Below are 21,451 nucleotides of genomic sequence, written 5' to 3'. Positions count from 1 at the left end.
ACACCGCAACACTCACTACCGGGCGCCCGCTACGGCTTACCCGGACCGGACTTCCACCGGTTGGACCGCGCCAGCTTGCCTGGCGCACAAGCAATCCAGAAATGCCTCTGTGGAAGCGGTCTGGATTGCCTCGTCGCAAGAGCTCCTCGCAATGACGGAGAATGTGGACGGAGCGTCGCGTCACTCCGGCAGCAGAACTACTCCGCCGGCAAAATCGTGCCCTCGACCTCGCCGAAGCCGACGCGGTAGCCCTTGCCCTGGCACCAGCCGCGCATGACGAGGCTGTCGCCGTCTTCCAGGAACGATCGCTTGGCGCCGCCGGGCAGTTCGACCGGCTCGGTGCCGTTCCAGCTGATCTCCAAGAGGCTGCCGCGCTGGTTCTTTTCCGGGCCGGAGATGGTGCCGGACCCCAGGAGATCGCCGACGTTCATTGCGCAGCCGCTCGAGGCATGATGCATCAGTTGCTGAACCGACGACCAGTACATGTATTTGAAGTTGGTGCGGCTGATGCTCGTTGGTGCGTTCGCGCTGCCGGGGCGCAAGGAGACATCGAGCTCGATACTGTAGTTCTGCGGCTTTGCCTGCTTGAGATAATCGAGCGGCGCCGGCTCCTGGTCCGGTCCTGCCAGCCGGAACGGCTCCAGCGCCTCGCGCGTCACCACCCACGGGCTGATCGAGGTCGCAAACGCCTTGGCGAGGAACGGCCCGAGCGGCACGTATTCCCATTGCTGGATGTCGCGCGCGCTCCAGTCGTTGAGCAGCACGAAGCCGAAGATCATCTCCTCGGCCTGTTGCTCGGTCAGCATGCCGCCCATCGCCGACGGATGCCCGACGACGACGCCCATCTCCAGCTCGAAATCGAGCCGCTTGCACGGCGCAAAGCTCGGCGTCTCCACGTTCGGCGGCTTCAGCTGCCCGCGCGGTCGCTTCACTTTGGTTCCGGACACGACAACAGTTGAGGCACGGCCATTATAGCCGATCGGCATGTAGAGCCAGTTCGGCTGCAGCGCATTGTCCTTGCCGCGGAACATCACGCCGACATTGGTGGCGTGCTCTTTGGACGAGTAGAAATCGGTGTAGCCGGAGACCGCGAAGGGCATGTGCATTGTCACATCCGCCATTGGCACCAGCGTCCGCGCGCGCAGCTCCCTGTTGTCGCGCAGCTCCGGATGATCGGCGCGCAACAGCTCGCTGATCCGCGCCCGCGTCCTCGACCAGACCTTGGGACCGAGGTCCATGAAGGCATTGAGCGAGGGTGCGGAGAACACGCCGAGCGGCCCGACATCGAGCCGCGAGTCTTGCTCGAGCTCCCAGAGATCCAGCACGTAATTGCCGATGGCGACGCCGACGCGGGGCGTCTGATTGGCCGCGGTCGAGAACACGCCGTAGGGCAGGTTCTGGATCGGAAAGTCGGAAGCGGCATCGACGTCGATGAAGGAGCGGAGGCTGGGATCGTTGGGGTGGGTTGTCACTTTTGGCCTGGTCCTTTTTTCCTTCTCCCCTTGTGGGAGAAGGTGGCGCGAAGCGCCGGATGAGCGGTTTTGTCCGCATGTCCGTACGAGAGAGGTTCTCTCGCGGAGACAGACCCCTCACCCGTCTCGCCGCTACGCGGCAAGCCACCCTCTCCCACAAGGGGAGAGGGGAAGAACGTCACGGCCGGTTCGGATCGAACCGCTTCTCGAGGCCCTTCCAGCAGTCCGCGTAATCGTCCTGAAGCGTCGACGACTTTGCAGCATGCGCGGTCACGCGCTGCGGATAGCGCGTCTCGAACATGAAGGCCATGGTGCCTGTCAGCTTCACCGGCTTCAGCTCGCCATTGCTGGCGTGCTCGAAGGCGTCGCGGTCCGGGCCGTGCGGCAGCATGCAATTGTGCAGCGAGATGCCGCCGGGCACGAAACCTTGCGGCTTGGCGTCGTAGACGCCGTAGATCAGACCCATGAACTCGCTCATGATGTTCATATGATACCAGGGCGGACGGAAGGTGTTCTCGGCGACCAGCCAGCGCTCGGGGAAGATGACGAAGTCGATATTCGCAGTGCCCGCCGTCTCGGACGGCGAGGTCAGCACCGTGAAGATCGAGGGATCCGGATGGTCGAAGCTGATCGCGCCGACTGGCGAGAACGTGCGCAGATCGTATTTGTAGGGCGCGTAATTGCCGTGCCAGGCGACGACATCGATCGGCGAGTGCGGCAGCGTGGTCTTGAACAGCGCGCCGCCCCATTTCACGTAAAGCTCGGTCGGCGCGTCCTTGTCCTCGTAGCAGGCGACCGGCGTCAGGAAGTCGCGGGCATTGGCGAGGCAATTGGCACCGATCGGCCCGCGCTCCGGCAGCGTGAAGGCGCCGCCATAGTTTTCGCAGAGGTAGCCGCGCGCCGGCCCGTTCGGAATCTCCACGCGGAATTTGACGCCACGCGGGATCACCACGATCTCGCCGGGCTCGGCGTCGATGCGACCGAACTCGGTGACGAGGCGCAAGATTCCGTGCTGGAGCACGAACATCATCTCGCCGTCTGCATTGTAGAAATGCTGGTCCACCATCGACTTGGTGATGAGATAGACATGCGCGGCCATGCCTCCTTGCGTGTTGACGTCACCGGCCGTGGTCATGGTCTGCACGCCCTGGAGGAAGGTCATGTCCTCCTTCGGGATCGGCGCCGGATCCCAGCGCAGTTGCGCAATCGGCAGGTCGTTCTCGTGGCACGGCGCCGAGCGCCACAGGCCGGCATCGGCCTTCTCGAAACGTCCCGAATGCTTCACCGACGGGCGGATGCGATAGAGCCATGAGCGCTCATTGGTGCCGCGCGGTGCGGTAAAGGGCGAACCCGAAAGCTGCTCGGCATAGAGCCCGTAGGCGCAGCGCTGCGGCGAGTTGCGCCCGATCGGCAGCGCGCCCGGCAGCGCCTCCGTCTCAAAGCTGTTGCCGAAGCCGGACATATAGCCCGGCGTGACCTGTGCGGTGCTGCGAACGATCTGATCGGGCGAGGTATTGATGTTCATGATGATCCTCCTCCTTGCAGGGCAGCCCACATCTCCTGGTCGCGCTTGTCGGTCCAGATCACGGGGTCATCGATCCCCGAGGCCTCGTCGAAGGCGCGCGACACGTTGAACGGCAGGCAGTGCTCGTAGATGGCGAAGCTCGAAAACTTGGGATCCATCACCTCGCGCGCTGCCGCCATCGTTTCCTTCAGCGTACGGCTCTTGGCGACGGAGATCTCAGCGGCACCGTAGAGCGTGGTAACGAAATCACGTGTCATGGCGATGGCCTCGCGGCCGGTGGCCAAACCCTTGAGTGCGTCGCCACGGCCCGGCGCGATCGCCTTGGGATTGAAGTTGCGGATTTCGTTCAGCGTCAGCGGCCATTCGCGCAAATGCGCGTCGCCGCAATAGCAGGCCGAGTGGTATTCGATCAGGTCGCCGGAGAACATGACTTCGGCGTCCGGCACCCAGGCAACGATGTCGCCGGAGGTGTGCCCCGCGCCAAGCTGCATCAGCCGCACCTCGCGCCTGCCGAGATAGATCGACATCTCGCCTTCGAAGGTCAGCGTCGGCCAGGTCAGGCCGGGAATGCTCGCCGCATCCTGGAACAGGCGCGGGAAGCGACCGTACTCGGAATCCCAGTCCTGCTGGCCGCGCTCCTCGATGAGGCGATAGGTCTCTTGCGAGGCGACGATGCCCTGCGCCTTGTAGGCGGAGGCTCCCAGTACGCGCACGGCGTGATAGTGCGACAGCACAACATATTTGATCGGCTTGTCGGTGACGGTGCGGACGCGCTCGATCACCTTGCCCGCCATCGCCGGCGTCGCCTGGGCGTCGAACACGAGGCAGCCGTCGTCGCCGACGATGACGGCCGTGTTCGGATCGCCTTCGGCGGTGAAGGCGTAGAGATCGGTGCCGATCTCGGAGAAGGTGATCTTCTTCTCGGAGAGGTCGCCGGTGGATGCGAAGTTCTTCGCCATCAATTTATCCTTTAAGACCTTGCTATTGTTGTTGCTGTTGTTGCTGCTGACCGTCGATCATGCGCCGCTTCGCCAGCACGATCGCTTCCTGCAGCAGGTCGATGTCGCCGATATGGTTGGCGAGGATCAGCACCAGCGCGGCGTCGACATCGGCGCTCTGCTCGTCCGTGAGGCCGCGATGCGCCTCGACGATGGCGCGAAAGGCGTCATCGGGCCGTGCGAAATTGGAGGTGGTGGACAACGGCATGCAGTGACCTCAATTCAAGCACTTTAGTTCAGGCCTTGGGCCCGCGACAGCGCCGCCGAAAGGCCACCGCGCGTCGGGTGGCGGAAGCGTGCCGCGACGTAGCCATCCGGCCTGAGCAGATAGGTGGAGCCGGGCTCCGCGTCGTAGCGCTTTGCGACAAGACTCGCCGGATCGGCCAGACCGCCCGCGCCGATGCGGATGTCCTTGACACCGTCAAGGGTCTCGATCGCTGCTCCATTGCTGAACGACAGCAAGGTGAACTCCGTTCCCCCTTCGCGGAACGCGTCCGTCAGATAGGCCTGCCCGCCTGCGCCGGCCGCAACGGGCGCGTCGAGCATGGAACAACCGGGCCGCGGTCCGCCGCGCCATGCATCGACATCGGGCGATGACAGCGGCGTATCGTAGCTGCATGGCACCGAGAGCCGCCCGCCATTGACCATGCGCTTGCCGAACTCTGTCTCCTTCGCCAGCGACAGCACCGCCTTGCGCAGCCGCGCTTCCTGCGACGTATTCGGCGCCATGAAATCGGTCGATCGGGTGGACTCGCGAATGTTCTCGTCAGCCGCCATGCTGCGTTCGACATGGTAGCTTTCGAGCAGACGGGTAGGCGATGCCCCGCGCAACACGCGGTCGAGCTTCCAGGCAAGATTTTCCGCGTCTTCAAGCCCTGAGTTGGCACCGCGCGCGCCAAACGGCGAGACCTGATGCGCGGAATCGCCAGCGAAGAGTACTCGGCCATGGATGAAGCGGTCCATTCGCCGGCACTGGAATTTATAGAGCGAGATCCACTCGAACTCGAACTTGTCATGCCCCAGCATGCGTGCGATCCGCGGTCGCACGTTCTCTGGCTTCTTCTCGACGACGGGATCGGCGTAACGATTGAGCTGAAGGTCGATACGCCAGATATCGTCGGGCTGTCGGTGCAATAGCGCGGAACGGCCGGCATGGAACGGCGGATCGAACCAGAACCAGCGCTCGGTCGGAAATTCCGCGGTCATCTTCACGTCGGCGATCAGGAACTGGTCCTCGAACACCTGTCCGGCAAAGTCGGCGCCGACCATCTGGCGCAGCGTGGATCGCGCACCGTCGCAGGCAATGACATACTGTGCATGCACGCGGTAAGCACCTTCGGGCGTCTCGATCGTCAGCGCAACGGAATCATTGCGTTGCTCCAGCGCCGTCACCATGTTACGCCAGCGCAGGTCGATTTCCGGTAAATCATTGATGCGATCGACCAGATAGGCCTCCGCGTAATATTGTTGGAGGTTGATGAAGGCCGGCCGCTTGTGGCCATTCTCCGGCAGCAAATTGAACTGATAGAGTTGGGACTCGCCGTGAAAGATCCGGCCGACGCTCCAGACCACGCCCTTCTCGACCATGCGGTCGCCGACGCCAAGCCGGTCCCAATATTCCAGCGACCGCTTCGAGAAGCAGATCGCGCGCGAGCCTTCGCCGATGCGATCGGCATCATCGAGAAGCACCACGCGCTGGCCGCGCTGCGCGAGATCGATCGCCAGCGACAGCCCGACCGGGCCTGCACCGACAACCACGACCGCATGCTCGGCCGGACTTTGGCCGGAGCGATCCTGATCGGGGTGACGGCGATAACCGAACTGGGTCTTGGCCTGTTGGGTGTTGGCCTGTTGGCTCTTGGCCTGCGCCATGCGCTAAACCTCGGCTCTGGTCAGTAGAGGGCTGCTCTGCTATATAGTCTCACGTGCAACTATTTTGGACCGGAGCTAGCCGGCCGTCAACTGGAATTCGGAGCGCATTCTTGGCGAGGACATCAGACACTGCGCTGAAGGCACGAGAAGCGGACGAGGCATCGCCGAAAGCCAAGGCGGGGTTCAAGGCGGGGTTCAAGGCGCGGCTCGACTTGTTCAGGTTCGTGCCGTTCCGCCTGAACCGGCTCGCGGCGGAAGTGAGTTCCGCGCTCGCAGTCGAGTATCAGGAGCGTCACGGCCTCGACATTCCGGCCTGGCGCGTGATTGCCACGCTCGGCTTCCGCAACGATGCCTGTAGTGCGCAATACATCGCGCAATGCACCCGTACCCATAAGTCCACCATCAGCCGCGCGGTGACGGCGCTGCTGCATCAAGGTCTGATCGAGCGCGTCGAGAACGAAGCCGACCGCCGCGAATTCCGCCTGCAACTGACGAAGAAGGGCCGCGCGCTCTACGAGGAGCTGTTTCCACAATTGCTGCGGCGGGAGGACGAGATCCTTGCCTGTCTCTCCGTGCAGGAGCGCAAGCAATTGTCGGCTCTGCTCGGCAAGATTGAAGAGAGCCTCGACCTGATCCAGACCAGCGAAGAGGCCGACGCCAAGCAGGCGTATTAGTCGTCCCGCACAACGCAGGGCAATCGCATACGGATCTCACGAGGATTGTCCGCGGGCTTGCTCCGCCTCTCCCGCTTGCGGGAGAGGCCGACGCGCTCGCAGAGCGCGGCGGGTGAGGGCTCTCGCCACGGCGGGATATCCTCCCCAATCTCAACAATCCCGACGCGGAGACACCCCACCCCAACCCTCCCCCGCAAGCGGGAGAGGGAGCCCACTGCCGATGTCGCCGCATCGTGCACCCGCTTGCGTGCCTCCTCACCATGAGGATCAACTCGCAAACGATCTCGACGGCGGCAGGTGCAGCGCCCAGGCGTCGATCTTGTCGCTGGCGCGCGGATAGATCTCCGTCACGATCGGATCATGCCCGGGAATGAACCGGTCGGGATGGCCGGCGAGGCGCTCGATCGTCTCCCAGCCGACCGCCATGTCGCCGACATTGTAGACGATCGGGAACGGGCTCCGGCGCTGCAGATTGGCGTAGTAATGCGCGGCGTCAGAGGCGAGCACCACCGGCCCGCGCGCAGTCTCGACCCTGACGACCTGCAGACCGTCAGAATGGCCGCCGACGCGGTGCACGGTGACGCCGGGCGCGACCTCGCCGTCGCCGGAATAGAACGTGACGCGCTCGCCATAGACATGGCGCACCATCTGCGTGACGTGCTCGACCGAGAACGGATGTCGCAGCAGGCCGTTGCACATGCAGCGGCCGGTCGCGTAAACCATCTCGCGCTCCTGGAGATGGAAGCGCGCATTCGCAAAGCGATCGAGATTGCCAGCATGATCGTAATGCAGATGGGTCACGATAATGTCGCGAATGCCTGACGCCGCGACGCCAAAGCGCTCCAGCGCATCGACCGGATTGAGCGTCAGCTTGCGTGCCCGCGCGGTCGCCTCCTCGGCATTGAAGCCGGTATCGACCAGGATATCGCGCCCGCCGCCGCGGATCAGCCAAACGAAGTAGTCGAGATCCTGCGCCGCGCTGTCATGCGGATCCGGCGCGAGGAAGTTCATGCTCGGGGTGCGCGGCGACATCGTCGCATAGCGCAGCGCGTAGATTTCGTAGGCGTTTCCCATGGTTTTGTTCTTGGCTTTATTCTTGGCTTCGCTTTTCTTCTGAATGGACCATCAGGGGCGATCGATCCCAGCAAGCCATTGTCCGCCGCAAAGGTCAAACACTGCTGGTTGCGAAGGACGCCGGCCCGCAATGTGAGACCAATCACATTTTTGTAGCCATGACTGCCCTAACATAACTGCATAATGCCCAACCAGAATGCGTCGAGCGCAACCGTGGCTGCCCGTTTATTCCCCTCGCAACGCGCCCCTGCGTCGCGGTTAATTGTCGCGATAACGCCGAATCTGCAAGCGGTTGACGCCCCCCTTGCCCGGTTTGATAATGCCTATTGCGTAAGTTAAGGTCGCCGCGGCGCAAGCTGGGAACGGCGCCTTTTTGGCTGGACCGCGCTGATTATGAAAATTCGCCTCCTTTTTCTTCTGCCATTGCTCGTTTCGCTGGTCCCGACCGCGCCATCCTGGGCGGCCGGCGATCGCTATGCGCTGGTCATAGGCAATGCCAAATATCCGGACGCGGACGCCCCGCTCAAGGAACCGCTCAACGACGCGCGTGACATCGCCGACGAGCTCAAGCGCGACGGCTTTTCGGTCGAAATCGGCGAGAACCTGACCAGCGACGGCATGCGCCGTGCCTTCGAGAAGCTCTACGGCAAGATCAAGCCGGGGTCGGTGGCGCTGGTGTTCTTCAGCGGCTTCGGCATCCAGTCGGCGCGCCAGAGCTACATGCTTCCGGTCGATGCGCAGATCTGGACCGAGTCGGACGTGCGCCGCGACGGTTTTAGCCTGGAGATGGTCCTTGGCGAGCTCAATACCCGCGGCGCCGGAGTCAAGATCGCGCTGATCGACGCCTCCAGGCGCAATCCGTTCGAGCGCCGGTTCCGCAGTTTCTCAGCCGGCCTGACGCCGGTCATCGCGCCGAACGGCACCCTGGTGATGTATTCGGCGGCGCTGGCCTCCGTGGTCTCCGATGCCGGCGGCGACCACAGCCTGTTCGTCCAGGAATTGTTGAAGGAAATCCGCGTCCCCGATCTGATGGCGGAAGAAACGCTGAATCGCACCAAAATGGGTGTCACCCGCGCCTCCCGCGGCGAGCAGGTGCCGTGGATTTCTTCTTCGCTGGCCGAGGATTTTTCGTTCATTCCGGGGGCCAGTGGATCGCGCCCGTCGGCAACGACACCGCCGCCACCACCCGCTCCGTCCCCTGTGGTCGCGAACAATCCGCCCGCTCCACCGTCGCCGCCTCCGGCATCGAAGCCAGAGACGACCGTTGCGCCCGCCCCGGCGCCTCCGCCGAAGCCGCAGGTCGAAGCCGCCCTGCCCCCGCCGCCGCCACCGGTAAAGCCGGTCGATCCCGTCACAGCACCGAGCATCGACAGCGGTCCGAGCCAAGCCGCGCTGGCCGACGATCCCACCATCAAGAGCCTGACGGCCAAGATCGCCGCCAATCCGGATGACGTGAACGCGCTGTACCGGCGGGGTCAGGTCTATGCCAGCAAGGGGGCCTACGGCCTCGCCATCAAGGATTTCGATGACACGCTGCGGATCAATGCGAAGGACGTCGAGGCGCTGAACAACCGCTGCTGGACCCGCACTGTGGTTGGCGATCTCCAGGGCGCACTAAAAGATTGCAACGAGGCGCTGCGGCTGCGGCCGAATTTCGTCGATGCGCTGGACAGCCGGGGTCTGGTCAACCTGAAGTCCGGGGCGGTCAAGAACGCCATCGCCGATTTCGACGCCGCCCTGAAGGTCAACCCGCGCCTGACCTCCTCGCTCTATGGCCGGGGGATCGCCAAGCAGCGCAATGGCTCGGCCCAGGAAGGGGCGCTGGACGTCGCCAATGCCAAGGCGATGGACCCGAACATCGTTCAGGAATTCGCAAGCTACGGAGTACGTTGATATTTTTTTGAGTTGGGGGCGGCGCGTCTCGAACCCTCGGCGGCCCGGCGAAGACTAACTGGACGGATGCCGCAGGCGGCCTTCTGGGGGCCATATTGCAGGACTTTTGGGGGCCTTATTGCAGGACTTTTGGAATCGCGCGCGCTGGCTGCGCAGGAGGGACTGATAATGAGATTGGCTGTCAAAGGACTTACCGCAATCCTGTCCATCATCACCGTCGGCGCCGCACTGTCGCTGCCCGTGTCACCTGCTCGCGCGGCCGACGACGGCAACAGCAAGAACGTCACCGAGGACGAGATCGTCCGCGCGCTCGCGCCGCCGGCGAAGAAGCCCTTGACCCGCGGCCTCTCGATTGGCCCACAGACCGATGCCGCGCCGAGCGCGACCGAGACCAAGTTAATCCAGTCCGTGCGCGGTCGTTCAACGCGCTCACTCTCGTCGACCGAGCGCGAGGAGATCGCGTCGGCGGCCAAGGATAAGCCGAACATCGACCTTGAGATCACCTTCGACTACAATTCAGCCAATATCAGCCCCAGATCGCTTGCCTCGGTTCAGGCGCTCGGCCGCGCGTTGACCAGCCCGGACCTGAAGGGCTCGACCTTCGTCGTCGCGGGCCACACTGACGCCGCCGGCGGCGAGGCCTACAATCAGGACCTGTCGGAGCGTCGCGCGGATTCGATCAAGCGCTATCTCGTCGACAAGTACAGCATCTCCGCGACCGACCTCGTCACCGTCGGCTATGGCAAGAGCAAGCTGAAGGACCCGAGCCAGCCGATGGCGGAGGTGAACCGCCGCGTCCAGGTCGTCAACATGGAAAACAAGACCACCGCATCGAAGTGACCACGGCGTAATCTTTTCGAAGTGACAAGTCGTGATGTGGTGTAACAACTCGCTTCCGAAGCGCGTCCCGCAGCCTTGCGGGACGCCGCTTCGTTTCAGGGAAATGCTCTCGCAAGGCCATGCGCGGACGGCCGCGAGCCAGGCCAGGATGATCCGGCGATGAAGATCACCGAATATCTCAAGCCTGCCGGAACCGTCGCGTTCGTCGTCGTGCTCGGCGTCGGCTATTATTTGTTCGAGCATCGGCATCGCCCCGAAGCGAAAGAAACGCCGGGCGAGGCACTCGTCATCGTGACGAAGTCGACCAACGCTTGCTTTTCCGACCTCGTCCGGGTGACCGGCTTCTTCGTGCCGCGGCGCGAGGCCGTGGTCGTCGCCGAGCAGGAAGGATCCAGGGTCACGGACGTCTTCGTCACCGAAGGTACGACCGTGACCGAAAATCAGGAGCTCGCGCGCCTGACCGCGCCACCGCAGATTCCGGGCCAGCCGCAACGGCCCGGACCGCAAGGCCCGATCTCGTTGAAGGCGCCCGCTCCGGGCCTCGTCACCGAAGTCCGCACCGTCGTCGGCGCGCCGGCTTCGCCGCAGGCTGGTCCGATGTTCCGCATCGCGGTCAACAACGAGATCGAGCTCGACGCCCAGGTTCCAGCCGTGCACATGCCCAAGCTGAGCGCCGGCGCCACCGTGCGCATCAGCCGCGACGACGCGCCCGATCTGATCGGACGGGTCCGGCTGGTTGCTCCCGAAATCGACCGCACCACGCAACTCGGCCGCGTCCGCATCAGCGTCACCAACAATCCCTCGCTGAAGATCGGCACCTTCGCCCGCGCCTCCATCGACGCCAAACGAAGCTGCGGCGTCGCGGTCCCCAAGACCGCCATCGACCATCTCACCGTGCAGGTGGTCAAAGGCAACACGATCGAGACGCGCAAGGTGCGGGTCGGACTGACGTCCGACAGCGCAACGGAAATCCTCGAAGGGGTCGCCGTCGGCGAAATCGTCGTGGCCGACGCCGGCTCTTCGCTGCATGACGGCGACCAGATCAAAACCATGTTCGCCGATGAACTCGATCGCACGCGGGTACGCTGATGGCTCTCAATATCTCGGCTTGGTCGATTCGCAATCCGCTGCCGTCGGTCGTCTTCTCGATTATCCTGCTGATCCTCGGCTGGGTCTCCTTCACCAAGCTCGCGGTGACGCGGCTGCCATCGGCCGACATTCCCGTGATCTCGGTAGCGGTATCGCAGTTCGGCGCCGCCCCCGCCGAACTCGAATCGCAGGTCACCAAGACGGTTGAAGACGCGGTCTCCGGAGTCGAGGGCGTGCGTCACATCACCTCGTCGATCACCGACGGCCTGTCGGTCACCACCATCCAGTTTGCTCTGGAGACCAACACCGACCGCGCGCTCAACGACGTCAAGGACGCGGTGACGCGCGTACGCTCCAACCTGCCGCAAAATGTCACCGAGCCGCTGATTCAGCGCGTCGACGTCATCGGCCTGCCGATCGTCACCTATGCCGCGATCTCGCCCGGCAAGACGCCGGAGCAGCTCTCCTATTTCGTCGACGACGTGGTCAAGCGCGCGCTCCAGGGCGTGCGCGGCGTCGCCCAGGTCGAGCGCATCGGCGGTGTCGAGCGCGAGATCCTGGTTTCGCTCGATCCCGACCGCATGCAGGCAATGGGGCTCACCGCCGTCAATGTCAGCCAGAGCCTGCGCGGCACCAATGTCGACGTGGCCGGGGGACGCGCCGAAATCGGCAAGAACGACCAGGCGATCCGCACGCTGGCGGGCGCCAAGACGCTCGGCGACCTCGCCGGCACCATGATCCCGCTGTTCGGCGGCGGCGAGGTCCGGCTCGACGATCTCGGCACCGTCACCGACACCATCGCCGACCGCCGCACCTTCGCCCGCTTCAACGGCGAGCCGGTGGTCGCGCTCGGCATCAAGCGTTCCAAAGGCGCCAGCGACGTAGTGGTCGCTGGCGCCGTGCAGAAGCGCATCGACGCGCTCAAGGCGGCCTATGCCGATGTCGACCTCAAGCTGATCGACACCTCGGTCGAATACACCAAGGGCAACTATACGGCGGCGATCTCGACCTTGTTCGAAGGCGCCATCCTCGCCGTCGTGATCGTGCTGTTGTTCCTGCGCGATTTGCGTGCCACCATCATCGCCGCGATCTCGTTGCCGCTGTCGATCTTCCCGGCGTTCTGGGCGATGGACATCCTCGGCTTCTCGCTCAACCTCGTCAGCTTCCTCGCCATCACGCTGTCGACAGGTATTCTGGTCGACGACGCCATCGTCGAGATCGAGAACATCGTGCGGCACATGAACATGGGCAAATCACCCTATCGTGCCGCGCTCGAAGCCGCCGACGAGATCGGCCTCGCGGTGATCGCGATCTCGCTCACGATCATCGCGATCTTCGCGCCCGCGAGCTTCATGTCGGGCATCGCCGGACAATTCTTCAAGCAGTTCGGCATCACAGTGTCGGTGCAGGTGTTCTTCTCGCTGCTCGCGGCGCGCTTGGTGACGCCGATGCTGGCGGCCTATTTCCTCAAGCACTCCAATCACCAGGAGCCGCCGCCGGGCGTGGTGCTGCGCAACTACCACAAGATCGTGACCTGGTCGGTGAAGCACTATTTCATCACCGTGCTGATCGGCTTCGGCGTCTTCGCCGCCTCGATCTGGAGCATCACGCTGCTGCCGCAGGGCTTCCTGCCCGCGCAAGACAGCGCCCGCTCGCTGCTCGCGATCGAGCTGCCTCCTGGAACCCAGCTCTCCTATACCGAGAAGGTGACCGAAGACATCGTCTCGCGCCTGCGCAAGCGCTCGGAGGTGAAGAGCATCTTCGTGGACGGCGGCCGCGTGCCGCCAGGGACGCAGGAAGTGCGCCGTGCGGCCCTGATCATCAACTACACCCCCAAGGACGATCGCGACATCACCCAGCGCGAGCTCGAGTTCTCGGTCAGCCAGGAACTGGAGAACATTCCCGACATCCGTTTCTGGTTTCTTGACGAGAACGGCCTGCGCGCGATCTCGCTGGTCGTGACCGGTGCCGACGCCAACATCGTCAACAACGTCGCGAGCGAGCTTGCGACGCAGATGAAGCGGATTCCGACCATCTCGAACGTGATCTCGGAAACCGCGCTGGAACGCCCCGAACTGCGCATCGAGCCGCGGGCCGATCTCGCCGCGCGGCTGGGCGTCTCGACCGAAAGCCTGTCGCAGACCATCCGGGTCGCGACCATCGGCGATGTCGGTCCCGCGCTTGCCAAGTTCGACGTCGGCGACCGCCTGGTACCAGTCCGCGTGCAGCTCGAGGACGCCGCCCGCGGTAATCTCAGGACGCTCGAGCAGTTGCGCGTGCCGCTGGGCGAGCACGGCGAGAAGGGCGGCGTACCGCTCTCGGTCATCGCCGACGTCAAGCTCGACCAGGGTCCGACCAGCATCAATCGCTACGATCGCGAGCGGCAGGCCACTGTCGCCGCCGATCTCGTCGGCTCCGCAGCGCTTGGCGACGCGACCAGGAAGATCTCCGACCTGCCGGTGATGAAGAGCCTGCCCAAGGGCGTGAAGGTCAGCCCCTCAGGCGATGCCGAAAGCCTCAACGAACTCTCGGACGGCTTCGCCACCGCGATCACTGCGGGCCTGATGATGGTCTATGCCGTGCTGGTGCTCCTATTCGGCACCTTCCTGCAGCCGATCACCATCCTGTTCTCGCTGCCGCTGTCGATCGGCGGCGCCATCGCAGCCCTGCTCGTCACCGGCAAGCAGCTCACCACACCGGTCTGGATTGGCATTCTGATGCTGATGGGCATTGTCACCAAGAACGCAATCATGCTGGTGGAGTTCGCGATCGAAGCGATCCGTGCCGGCAAGCCGCGTGAGGAAGCGATGATCGACGCCGGCATGAAACGCGCCCGTCCGATCGTGATGACCACGATCGCGATGGCCGCCGGCATGATGCCGAGCGCGCTCGCAGTCGGCGCCGGCGGTGAGTTCCGCTCGCCAATGGCGCTCGCGGTGATCGGCGGCCTGATCTTCTCGACGATCCTATCGCTGGTGTTCGTGCCCGCGATGTTCATGGTGATGGATGATCTCGGCGCGCTCATTTGGCGTTTCGGCAGCCGGCTGATCGTGCATAGCGAGGACGCCGAGACGGCCGACCACCACGCGGCTCCGCAAGCCGGCGCAGCGGCAGCACCGCCGGTGCGGAAGAACGTCGTGCACCCCGCGGCGGAGTAGTCGTGTCGATTGCGCAAGGCGGGTTGGCGAGCGGCATCTCTGAACCTGACAGCCGAGGATCGTCTTCGCTACGAAGCGTTCAAGCACACCGGTCGTGCCGTGCCGATCGAGGTCGTTAAAGCTTGGGTCGCGAGCTGGGGCTCTTCTGATGAACTGCCTCGCCCTGACGGCAGCGAACAAGCCTAGCTGCCTCCCTACTCATTCCGCGCGATCGCCGTCAGCTTGGTCATGTTCCTGAGCAAAATCCGCCCGCGCTGGAGATCAAGGATCGCTTCCTTGCGCCAGGCCTGGAGCTGGCGGTTGACGCTTTCGCGGGCGGCGCCGACGAAGACGCCGAGCTGCTCCTGCGAGATGTGCACCTCGGAGCCGAAATCAGCGGCGAGCGCGCAAAGTCGCCGGGCCAGCCGCACCGGCAGCGGTTGCAGCATGGATTCTTCCATGCGCTCGCTCTGCCAGCGGATGCGCTGGCAAAGCAGCGCGATGATCTTGATCGCGACCTTCGGCTCCCGCTCGAGGAAGGCGAGGAAGTCTTCGCGCCGCAGCACGAACAGCTCGCTGGCTTCGCCGGCGGTCGCGTCGGCCGTGCGGCTCTGGCTGTCGAGCACCGCAACCTCGCCGAACAGGTCGCCCGGGCCCATGAAATTCAGCGTCAGCCGGCTGCCGTCGGCGGCACCGGTCTCGATGCGGACCTGGCCGCGGCGCACGCCAAACAGCGCATCGCCCGGGTCGCCCTTCTGGAACAGCACCTCGCCATTCGCCAGGTGCTGGGTGTGGCAGAGATTGGCCAACCGCTGGAGTTCGTCCGCGCCGAGATCCGCGAACATCGCGTTCATCTTCAGGATGACCGCAAATTCGGCCTGCTTGCTCATTTCAATGTCCTTGTGATTTCTTTAAGCCAGTTTCCCTGGCAAATCGCTTGGAACCATCAACATCAGAATCGCGCAAAACCGCGCCGGAGAAGTGTGTCACAAGTCACATAACTTTACAGTCCCCTCAGATTATTTTTAGCCGCTTGGAGCGGCTTCCCGGCTCGGGCTAAACTCACGCGCGAGGGACGGGTGACCGGCCGGCTTCGACACCGCCTGTCCATCGCTGGAAAGTCGACATGAGAGCAGTCAAATTCGCCGGCGCGGCGATAGCCGCCGTCATCATCGTGATCGCGCTTCTCTTCGTGGTCGGGATTCCCTCGGGTTTCCTGACCTCGACGATTGCAGCGCAAGTCGAGAAGGCAACCGGTTATCGGCTGACGATCGACGGCACCACGAAAATCAGCCTGTGGCCGGCGCTGAACGTGACGCTGAACGACCTGACGCTTCAGGACCCAAAGGACCGCAGCGGCGTCACGCGCCTGATCATCGACAGCGTGCAGGCCGAGATGTCGCTCTCCAGCGTGTGGTCGGGCCGTCCGAAGATCACCGATCTCGTCGTCACCCATCCCGTGCTCTACCAGCCGCTGCTGCGCGAACGGCTGCCGAATGCCGATTCGTCGCCAAAGCCGCTCGCGATTGACATGGACGGCGCCAGCATCGACCGCATCAAGATCGTCGATGGCGAAATCGCCTTCGCGCGCATACGCGATCGCGCCGAGGGCCGCGTCAGCGCTATCAACGCCGACGCCGTCACCGGCCGTGACCGCAAGGTCGATATCACCGGCACCGCACGTGCGGGCGACCACGCCGTCAAGTTCGACATCAAGGCGACGACGCCGGCGCCGCCGATCGATCGGCCGACGATCCCGGTCGATTTCGCCATCGACATGCCCGACGTGCTGAAATCTCAGCTCTCCGGACATGCCGAGGTCCGGCTCAATGGGCCCATCGTGATGTTCAATGGCGTCAATGGCACGCTTGGCGACGGCGCGTTCAACGGCTGGGCCTCGGTCGACATCGCGAGCAAGCCCCTGGTCAAGGTTGATCTCGACTTCCAGCGACTTGCAATTCCCTTGGCAAAATCGCCCGACGGCGCGTCCGGGCAGCCCTGGAGCAATGCGCCGATCGACCTCTCCGGGCTCAATTACGTCGACGCGCAAGTCAGGATCTCGGCGAACGAAGCCGTCATCGGCGAGGCGCGCTTCGCACCGCTCGCACTGGACGTAAAGCTCGCGGGCGGCGTGCTGAAGGCCGGCACCGCCAATCTCGGCGCCTATGGCGGCCAGGTCTCGGGCGAGGCGATCCTGGATGCGACCAGCGGCGCACCGAGCTTTGCCATGCATTCCGACCTCGTCGGCGTTCGCGCGCTGCCGCTGCTTCAGGGTCTCGCCGAATTCGACCGCATCGACGGCAAGCTGCAAGCCAAGCTCGCACTGCGCAGCGCCGGCACCAGCCAGCGCGCGCTGATGGCCAACATGCAGGGCACGGCCTTCGTCAATTTCCAGGACGGCGCCATCCGCGGCATCAATGTCGCGCAGATGATCCGCTCGCTGACAGCGGGCACGCTGTCCGGCTGGCAGGAGAACCAGAATCCCAGCCAGGAGCAGAGCACGGATCTGTCGCAGCTCTCCGCCTCCTTCCGCATCGACAAGGGCCAGGCGGTGACGACCGATCTCAATCTGGTCGGCCCGCTGGTGCGCGTGACCGGCGCCGGCACCATCGCACTCGACACCAAGATGATGGGCTTCCGCGTCGAGCCGAAGCTGGTGATGACCACCGAAGGACAGGGCCGCAGCTCCGAGCCGGTCGGCTTCGGCATTCCCGTGATGATCCAAGGCACCTGGTCGCAGCCGCGGATCTATCCTGATATGGCCGGCATGCTCGACAATCCGGACGCCGCCTATGCCAAGCTGCGTGAGATGGGTACGGGCCTGTTCGGCGCGGATGGCGCCGGGCTCGCCAATATTCTGGGCGGGCTCGGCGGCAATCTTGGCGGCAACCTTGCACCCGGTGGCAACAATGCGGCCGGCAATCCCAATCCGCAAACGCAGCAGCCGGGGCAGAACAATCCGCTCGGCGGCCCGCTGGGCGAGGCGATCGGCAATCTGATCCAGCAGGGACTCTCCGGCGGCGCTGCAACTGGCACGGGCACCGGCACTGCCGCCGGCCGCAGCCGCAGCCTGCCCGCGACGCCGTCCACGCCGGCACCGCAGGCTTCGCCGGCGCCTCCCGCCCAGGCGGATCCGCCGGTCGCGCAGCAGGACAGCCAGCCGATGAACGACGTGCTGCGACAGCTCTTTAATCGGTGATCTCCCGCTGCGACAATTCACCAGCGTGCCGGCCCGCCTCGCCGCCCGCAGCTGGTAACCACGCCCGGCGCTCGACCGGTCCCACGGCCCAAATTGTGGTAGAAGGGCGCTCGGGCCCGTACGGCCCGTAGCGCTGGCGTCGGTCGTGGCGCGAGAGGACCCGGATGGCAGGAGCGAAAGACAAGACCCGGTTTTTCCGCGAGGGCCTGTTCGCCAAATACGTCGTCTCTCTCGTCGGCCTCGTCGTGTTCGTGCTCGCCGTCAACGGCGCGATGGAGACCTGGATCTCCTACCGCGCCACCAAGACGACGCTGACCGACGGGCTGGAGGACAAGGCGCAGGCCGGCGCGCGGCGCATCGAGCAATCGGTCTCCGAACTCGAGCGCCAGATCAGCTGGGTAACCCGGGCCAGCCAGGACACGCTCGAGAAGCGCCGCGCCGACTACGCCCAGTTGCTGCACCAGGTCGCGGTCGTCTCCCAATTGTTCCAGCTCAACGGCGATGGTCGCGAGGTGCTGCGGGTCTCGCGCCAGTCGACCTCGACCGGCGGCAATGCCGACCTCTCCCGCGACATGCGCTTCACCGACACCGTCGCGCGCGGCGTCAGCTACGCGCCGGCCTATTTCGTCGATCGGACGCCGTTCATGTCGATCTCGGTGGCGCATTCCGGCTTCAACGCCGGCGTCACCGTGGCCGAGATCGATCTCAGCTTTCTCTCTGAATCCCTGTCCGATGCCCAGCTCGGCAAGGCCGCCTTCGCCTATGTCGTGGATCCGCGCGGCCGCGTGCTGGCGACATCGTCGAAGGGGCCCGACATCGGCAAGGACTTGTCGAAGCTGCCGCAGGTCGCCGCCGCGATCGCGCCTGACCGCGAGCCCGACACCACCGGCACCGACTTTAACGGCCATTCGGTGCTGGCCGCTGCGAGCACCGTGCCGAAGCTCGGCTGGAGCGTGCTGTTCGAACAACCGACCACCCAGGCGCTGACGCCGATCCGCGACCAGCTGGTGCGTATCGCGCTCCTGATCGGCATGGGCCTGATGGTTGCGATACTCGCCGGCACGCTGCTCGCCCGCCGCATGATCATCCCGATCACCGCGCTGCGCGACGGCGCGCACAAGCTTGGCGAAGGTGACTTCAGTCATCGCATCGAGGTGCACACGGCCGACGAGCTGGAAGACCTGGCCGGACAGTTCAATCGCATGGCCGGCCAGATCCAGGAGACCTATTCGGACCTCGAGACCAAGGTCGAGGAACGCACCCGCGACCTCGCGCAGTCGATCAACGAGCTCAAGGTGCTGGAAGAGGTCGGCCGCGCGGTCGCCTCCTCGCTCGATCTCAACGCCGTGCTGCCGACGATCGCGGCGCGCGCGATCGAGATCACCCATGCCGATGCGGTGCTGATCTACGGCTACGATGCCGAGACGCGGCGGTTCAACCTGGTCGAGGCTAACGGCATCGACAAATCGGCCGAGGGCGCGCATGTCACCATCGACGAGGGTCAGAACATCCTGAGCGATGCTGCAGGCTCCGGCGAGCCGATCGCGCTTGCCAATCTCGACCATGCCGCCGAACAGCCGCTGCGGGACGTCGCCATCGAAGCCGGCTTCCACTCGGTACTGGTGGTGCCGCTGCTGGACCAGCAGGGTACGCTCGGCTCGCTGGTGGTGCTGCGCCGCGCCGGCGGCGAGTTCGCCAGCAGCCTCACCGGCTTGATGCGCACCTTCGCCCACCAGGCGGTGCTGGCGATGCGCAATGCGCGGCTGTTCACCGAGGTCGACGACAAGGGCCGCGAGCTCGCCGCCGCGCACGAGACCGTGCAGCAGCAGGCGGCCAAGCTTCAGGAGCAGACCGAGCAGCTCCGCAACTGGAATCGCTCGCTGGAGGAACGCGTCGAGAAGCAACTCGGCGAGATCGGCCGCATCAAGCGGCTCGAACGTTTCCTCGCCCCGCAGGTCGCCCAGCTGATCGCCTCGTCCGACGGCCACGATGCGCTGCTCGACAGCCACCGCCGCGAGGTGACGGTGGTGTTCTGCGACCTGCGCGGCTTCACCTCCTTCACCGAGGCGACCGAGCCGGAAGAGGCGATGAACGTGCTGCGCGAATATCACGCCGCGCTCGGCGAACTGATCCATCGCTATGAAGGCACGCTCGACCGCTTTGCCGGCGACGGCGTGATGATCCTGTTCAACGCGCCGATTCAATTCGCCGACCACACCAAGCGCGCGGTGAAGATGGCGGTCGAGATGCGCGATGAGATCGGCAAGCTGACCGAGAAATGGAAGAACCGCGGCCACTCGCTCGGCTTCGGCGTCGGCGTCGCCATGGGCTATGCCACGCTCGGCCAGATCGGCTTCGAGCAGCGGCTGGAATATGCCGCGATCGGCAGCGTCACCAACCTCTCCTCACGCCTGTGCGACGAAGCCAAGGCCGGCCAGGTCGTGGTCTCCCGCCGCGTCTACGGCATGGTCGAGCCTTTCGTCGAAGCCCGCCCGCTCGACGATCTCGTGCTCAAGGGCTTCAATCACCCGGTGCTCGCGATGGAGATCTTGTCCTGGCGCGAGGAGGTGGAGAACGTGGTGGACGCGGCGGCGGCACGGCGAAGGATGTAGGCGCAAACAAAAGAGTCGAAAACAACCCCATGCACAGTAGACGGTGCGTGCGGGATCAATGACTTACGTGCATGTGGCAAAAGCCGGTTTGACCCGTCGGGCAAAACACTGGCAGGATGGCATTATCGGGCGGTCGTGCCGTTGGGCAAATCAGCGGTGCCGCGACTATGAATTCTCATAACTGCGTTTGATGAAGGGCATTGCTCGTTCGAGGTCTTCCGATTTGGAGAGCGTGATCTCCAAATCACCTGTACCAAAATGCCCTATGTTGGAGACGTCGCGGGTAAATCCCGATTCGAGTTTGACGCTTTCCGGGTCTACTTTAACATAAATAAGAATCTTCGCCGCCGTGGGGCGGAATTCGACGCATGCGAAATTCTTGATCCGCTTGAACGCAACGTAGAGACGGAGGGTTGCTTCTTGCACGTCGTCTCCGAGCGCCACGACAGCCGCCCTTAGCGCCTCGAATCGGTCGACCATAGAAGCATCAAGCTCTTCGATGACCGCACTAATGGTCTTGTATTTTCCTACTGCCGGAATAGCAACTTCACTGCTCATCGTTCCAGCACTCGCTGCTGGCGAGCCCTTGACTGAAGTCGCAGCGACCAAGTCAAGCATCAGCAATTCCGGCCCAAACCGCCGGTATCGAATAAGCTCTATGTTGCGCTGAATTTGCTTGACCGCATGATCGTCATACTTGTTAAAATCGCCCGCAATGCAGATCAAACGAGGCGCGGACCAGTCGACGCCTTCCGCGTCCTTCTTGCCGAGTTTATCCAGCACCAACCATTGAAAATCCTTACGGTGATCCATAAGCCAATCGAGATAGAAGAGTCCCTGGTTGATTACATTCTCGTTTAGAGATCTCTTGTATTCCAGGATTACCGGGCAGCCATTTTCGTCCAACCCAAGGCTATCGATGCGCTCTCCGTTGCTAGTCGTAAATTCCGTCGCCAGAAAGCGAACACCTAGGCCAGCGTTTCTTTGATTCGAATCATATCAGGCAGCCTCGGCGAGTCTGTAGGACCAGGTGTGGACAACCGGATGGCGATTGACGTCGTCGATG

General features: G+C 63.9%; 15 protein-coding genes. 7 read left to right on the top strand and 8 right to left on the bottom strand.

Going from position 1 to position 21,451, the window contains the following annotated elements; genetic code table 11:
- Positions 1-197: 197 nt before the first annotated feature.
- From fahA to IVA82_RS23195, 5 genes are all read right to left on the bottom strand, one after another.
- Positions 198-1,472: a fumarylacetoacetase gene (gene fahA / locus IVA82_RS23215; protein ID WP_247387595.1), complete on the bottom strand. Its 1,275-nt coding sequence runs from the start codon at positions 1,470-1,472 to the stop codon at positions 198-200.
- A gap of 178 nt (positions 1,473-1,650) precedes the next feature.
- Positions 1,651-2,997, bottom strand: a complete 1,347-nt coding sequence (gene hmgA, locus IVA82_RS23210; protein WP_247387596.1) for a homogentisate 1,2-dioxygenase — start codon at positions 2,995-2,997, stop codon at positions 1,651-1,653.
- Entirely contained in the window at positions 2,994-3,956 is a 963-nt protein-coding gene (locus tag IVA82_RS23205; protein WP_247387597.1) for an MBL fold metallo-hydrolase, read from the bottom strand. The genes hmgA and IVA82_RS23205 overlap by 4 nt, the downstream gene beginning before the upstream one ends.
- A 22-nt stretch (positions 3,957-3,978) precedes the next feature.
- Entirely contained in the window at positions 3,979-4,203 is a 225-nt protein-coding gene (locus tag IVA82_RS23200; protein ID WP_247387598.1) for a DUF2783 domain-containing protein, read from the bottom strand.
- A 23-nt stretch (positions 4,204-4,226) separates the two neighbouring features.
- The gene (locus tag IVA82_RS23195; RefSeq protein ID WP_247387599.1) at positions 4,227-5,867 is read right to left on the bottom strand and encodes an FAD-dependent oxidoreductase; all 1,641 of its coding nucleotides are present in this window, start codon (positions 5,865-5,867) and stop codon (positions 4,227-4,229) included.
- A gap of 110 nt (positions 5,868-5,977) precedes the next feature.
- Here IVA82_RS23195 and IVA82_RS23190 point away from each other — a divergent pair, with 110 nt between their 5' ends.
- Entirely contained in the window at positions 5,978-6,541 is a 564-nt protein-coding gene (locus tag IVA82_RS23190) for a MarR family transcriptional regulator (RefSeq protein WP_247387600.1), read from the top strand.
- A gap of 267 nt (positions 6,542-6,808) precedes the next feature.
- Here IVA82_RS23190 and IVA82_RS23185 read toward each other — a convergent pair whose 3' ends face one another.
- The gene (locus IVA82_RS23185) at positions 6,809-7,615 is read right to left on the bottom strand and encodes an N-acyl homoserine lactonase family protein (protein WP_247387205.1); all 807 of its coding nucleotides are present in this window, start codon (positions 7,613-7,615) and stop codon (positions 6,809-6,811) included.
- A 393-nt stretch (positions 7,616-8,008) separates the two neighbouring features.
- On the opposite strand from IVA82_RS23185, the gene IVA82_RS23180 reads away from it, so the two are divergent.
- The 4 genes from IVA82_RS23180 (at position 8,009) to IVA82_RS23165 (ending at position 14,595) form a co-directional block, all read left to right on the top strand.
- Positions 8,009-9,508: a caspase family protein gene (locus IVA82_RS23180; protein WP_247493568.1), complete on the top strand. Its 1,500-nt coding sequence runs from the start codon at positions 8,009-8,011 to the stop codon at positions 9,506-9,508.
- Positions 9,509-9,676: 168 nt separating this feature from the next.
- On the top strand, positions 9,677-10,348 hold the full coding sequence (locus IVA82_RS23175) for an OmpA family protein (RefSeq protein ID WP_247387203.1): 672 nt from the start codon (positions 9,677-9,679) through the stop codon (positions 10,346-10,348).
- 159 nt (positions 10,349-10,507) lie between these two features.
- Complete coding sequence (locus IVA82_RS23170; RefSeq protein WP_247387202.1) at positions 10,508-11,437, top strand: efflux RND transporter periplasmic adaptor subunit; 930 nt, start codon at positions 10,508-10,510, stop codon at positions 11,435-11,437.
- A complete protein-coding gene (locus IVA82_RS23165; protein WP_247387201.1) occupies positions 11,437-14,595 on the top strand; it encodes an efflux RND transporter permease subunit in 3,159 nt (1,052 codons plus the stop codon). Before IVA82_RS23170 ends, IVA82_RS23165 begins: the two co-directional genes overlap by 1 nt.
- Positions 14,596-14,789: 194 nt before the next feature.
- On the opposite strand, the gene IVA82_RS23160 is transcribed toward IVA82_RS23165, so the two are convergent.
- Positions 14,790-15,464: a Crp/Fnr family transcriptional regulator gene (locus tag IVA82_RS23160; RefSeq protein ID WP_247387200.1), complete on the bottom strand. Its 675-nt coding sequence runs from the start codon at positions 15,462-15,464 to the stop codon at positions 14,790-14,792.
- Between the two features lie 236 nt (positions 15,465-15,700).
- Here IVA82_RS23160 and IVA82_RS23155 point away from each other — a divergent pair, with 236 nt between their 5' ends.
- Both IVA82_RS23155 and IVA82_RS23150 read left to right on the top strand, forming a co-directional pair.
- Positions 15,701-17,773, top strand: coding sequence for an AsmA family protein (locus tag IVA82_RS23155; protein WP_247387199.1), 2,073 nt, complete (start codon positions 15,701-15,703; stop codon positions 17,771-17,773).
- A gap of 164 nt (positions 17,774-17,937) precedes the next feature.
- Entirely contained in the window at positions 17,938-20,385 is a 2,448-nt protein-coding gene (locus tag IVA82_RS23150; RefSeq protein ID WP_247387198.1) for an adenylate/guanylate cyclase domain-containing protein, read from the top strand.
- A 165-nt stretch (positions 20,386-20,550) separates the two neighbouring features.
- Here the strand turns inward: IVA82_RS23150 and IVA82_RS23145 are convergent, their stop codons facing one another.
- Positions 20,551-21,291 (bottom strand): DUF5655 domain-containing protein, encoded by a 741-nt coding sequence (locus IVA82_RS23145; protein WP_247387197.1) that lies wholly within the window; start codon positions 21,289-21,291, stop codon positions 20,551-20,553.
- Between the last annotated feature and the right edge of the window lie 160 nt (positions 21,292-21,451).

Origin of the sequence: Bradyrhizobium sp. 142 (genome assembly GCF_023074015.1) — a bacterium.
Lineage (GTDB): Bacteria > Pseudomonadota > Alphaproteobacteria > Rhizobiales > Xanthobacteraceae > Bradyrhizobium.
This window is presented reverse-complemented; position numbering and strand designations above follow the sequence as displayed.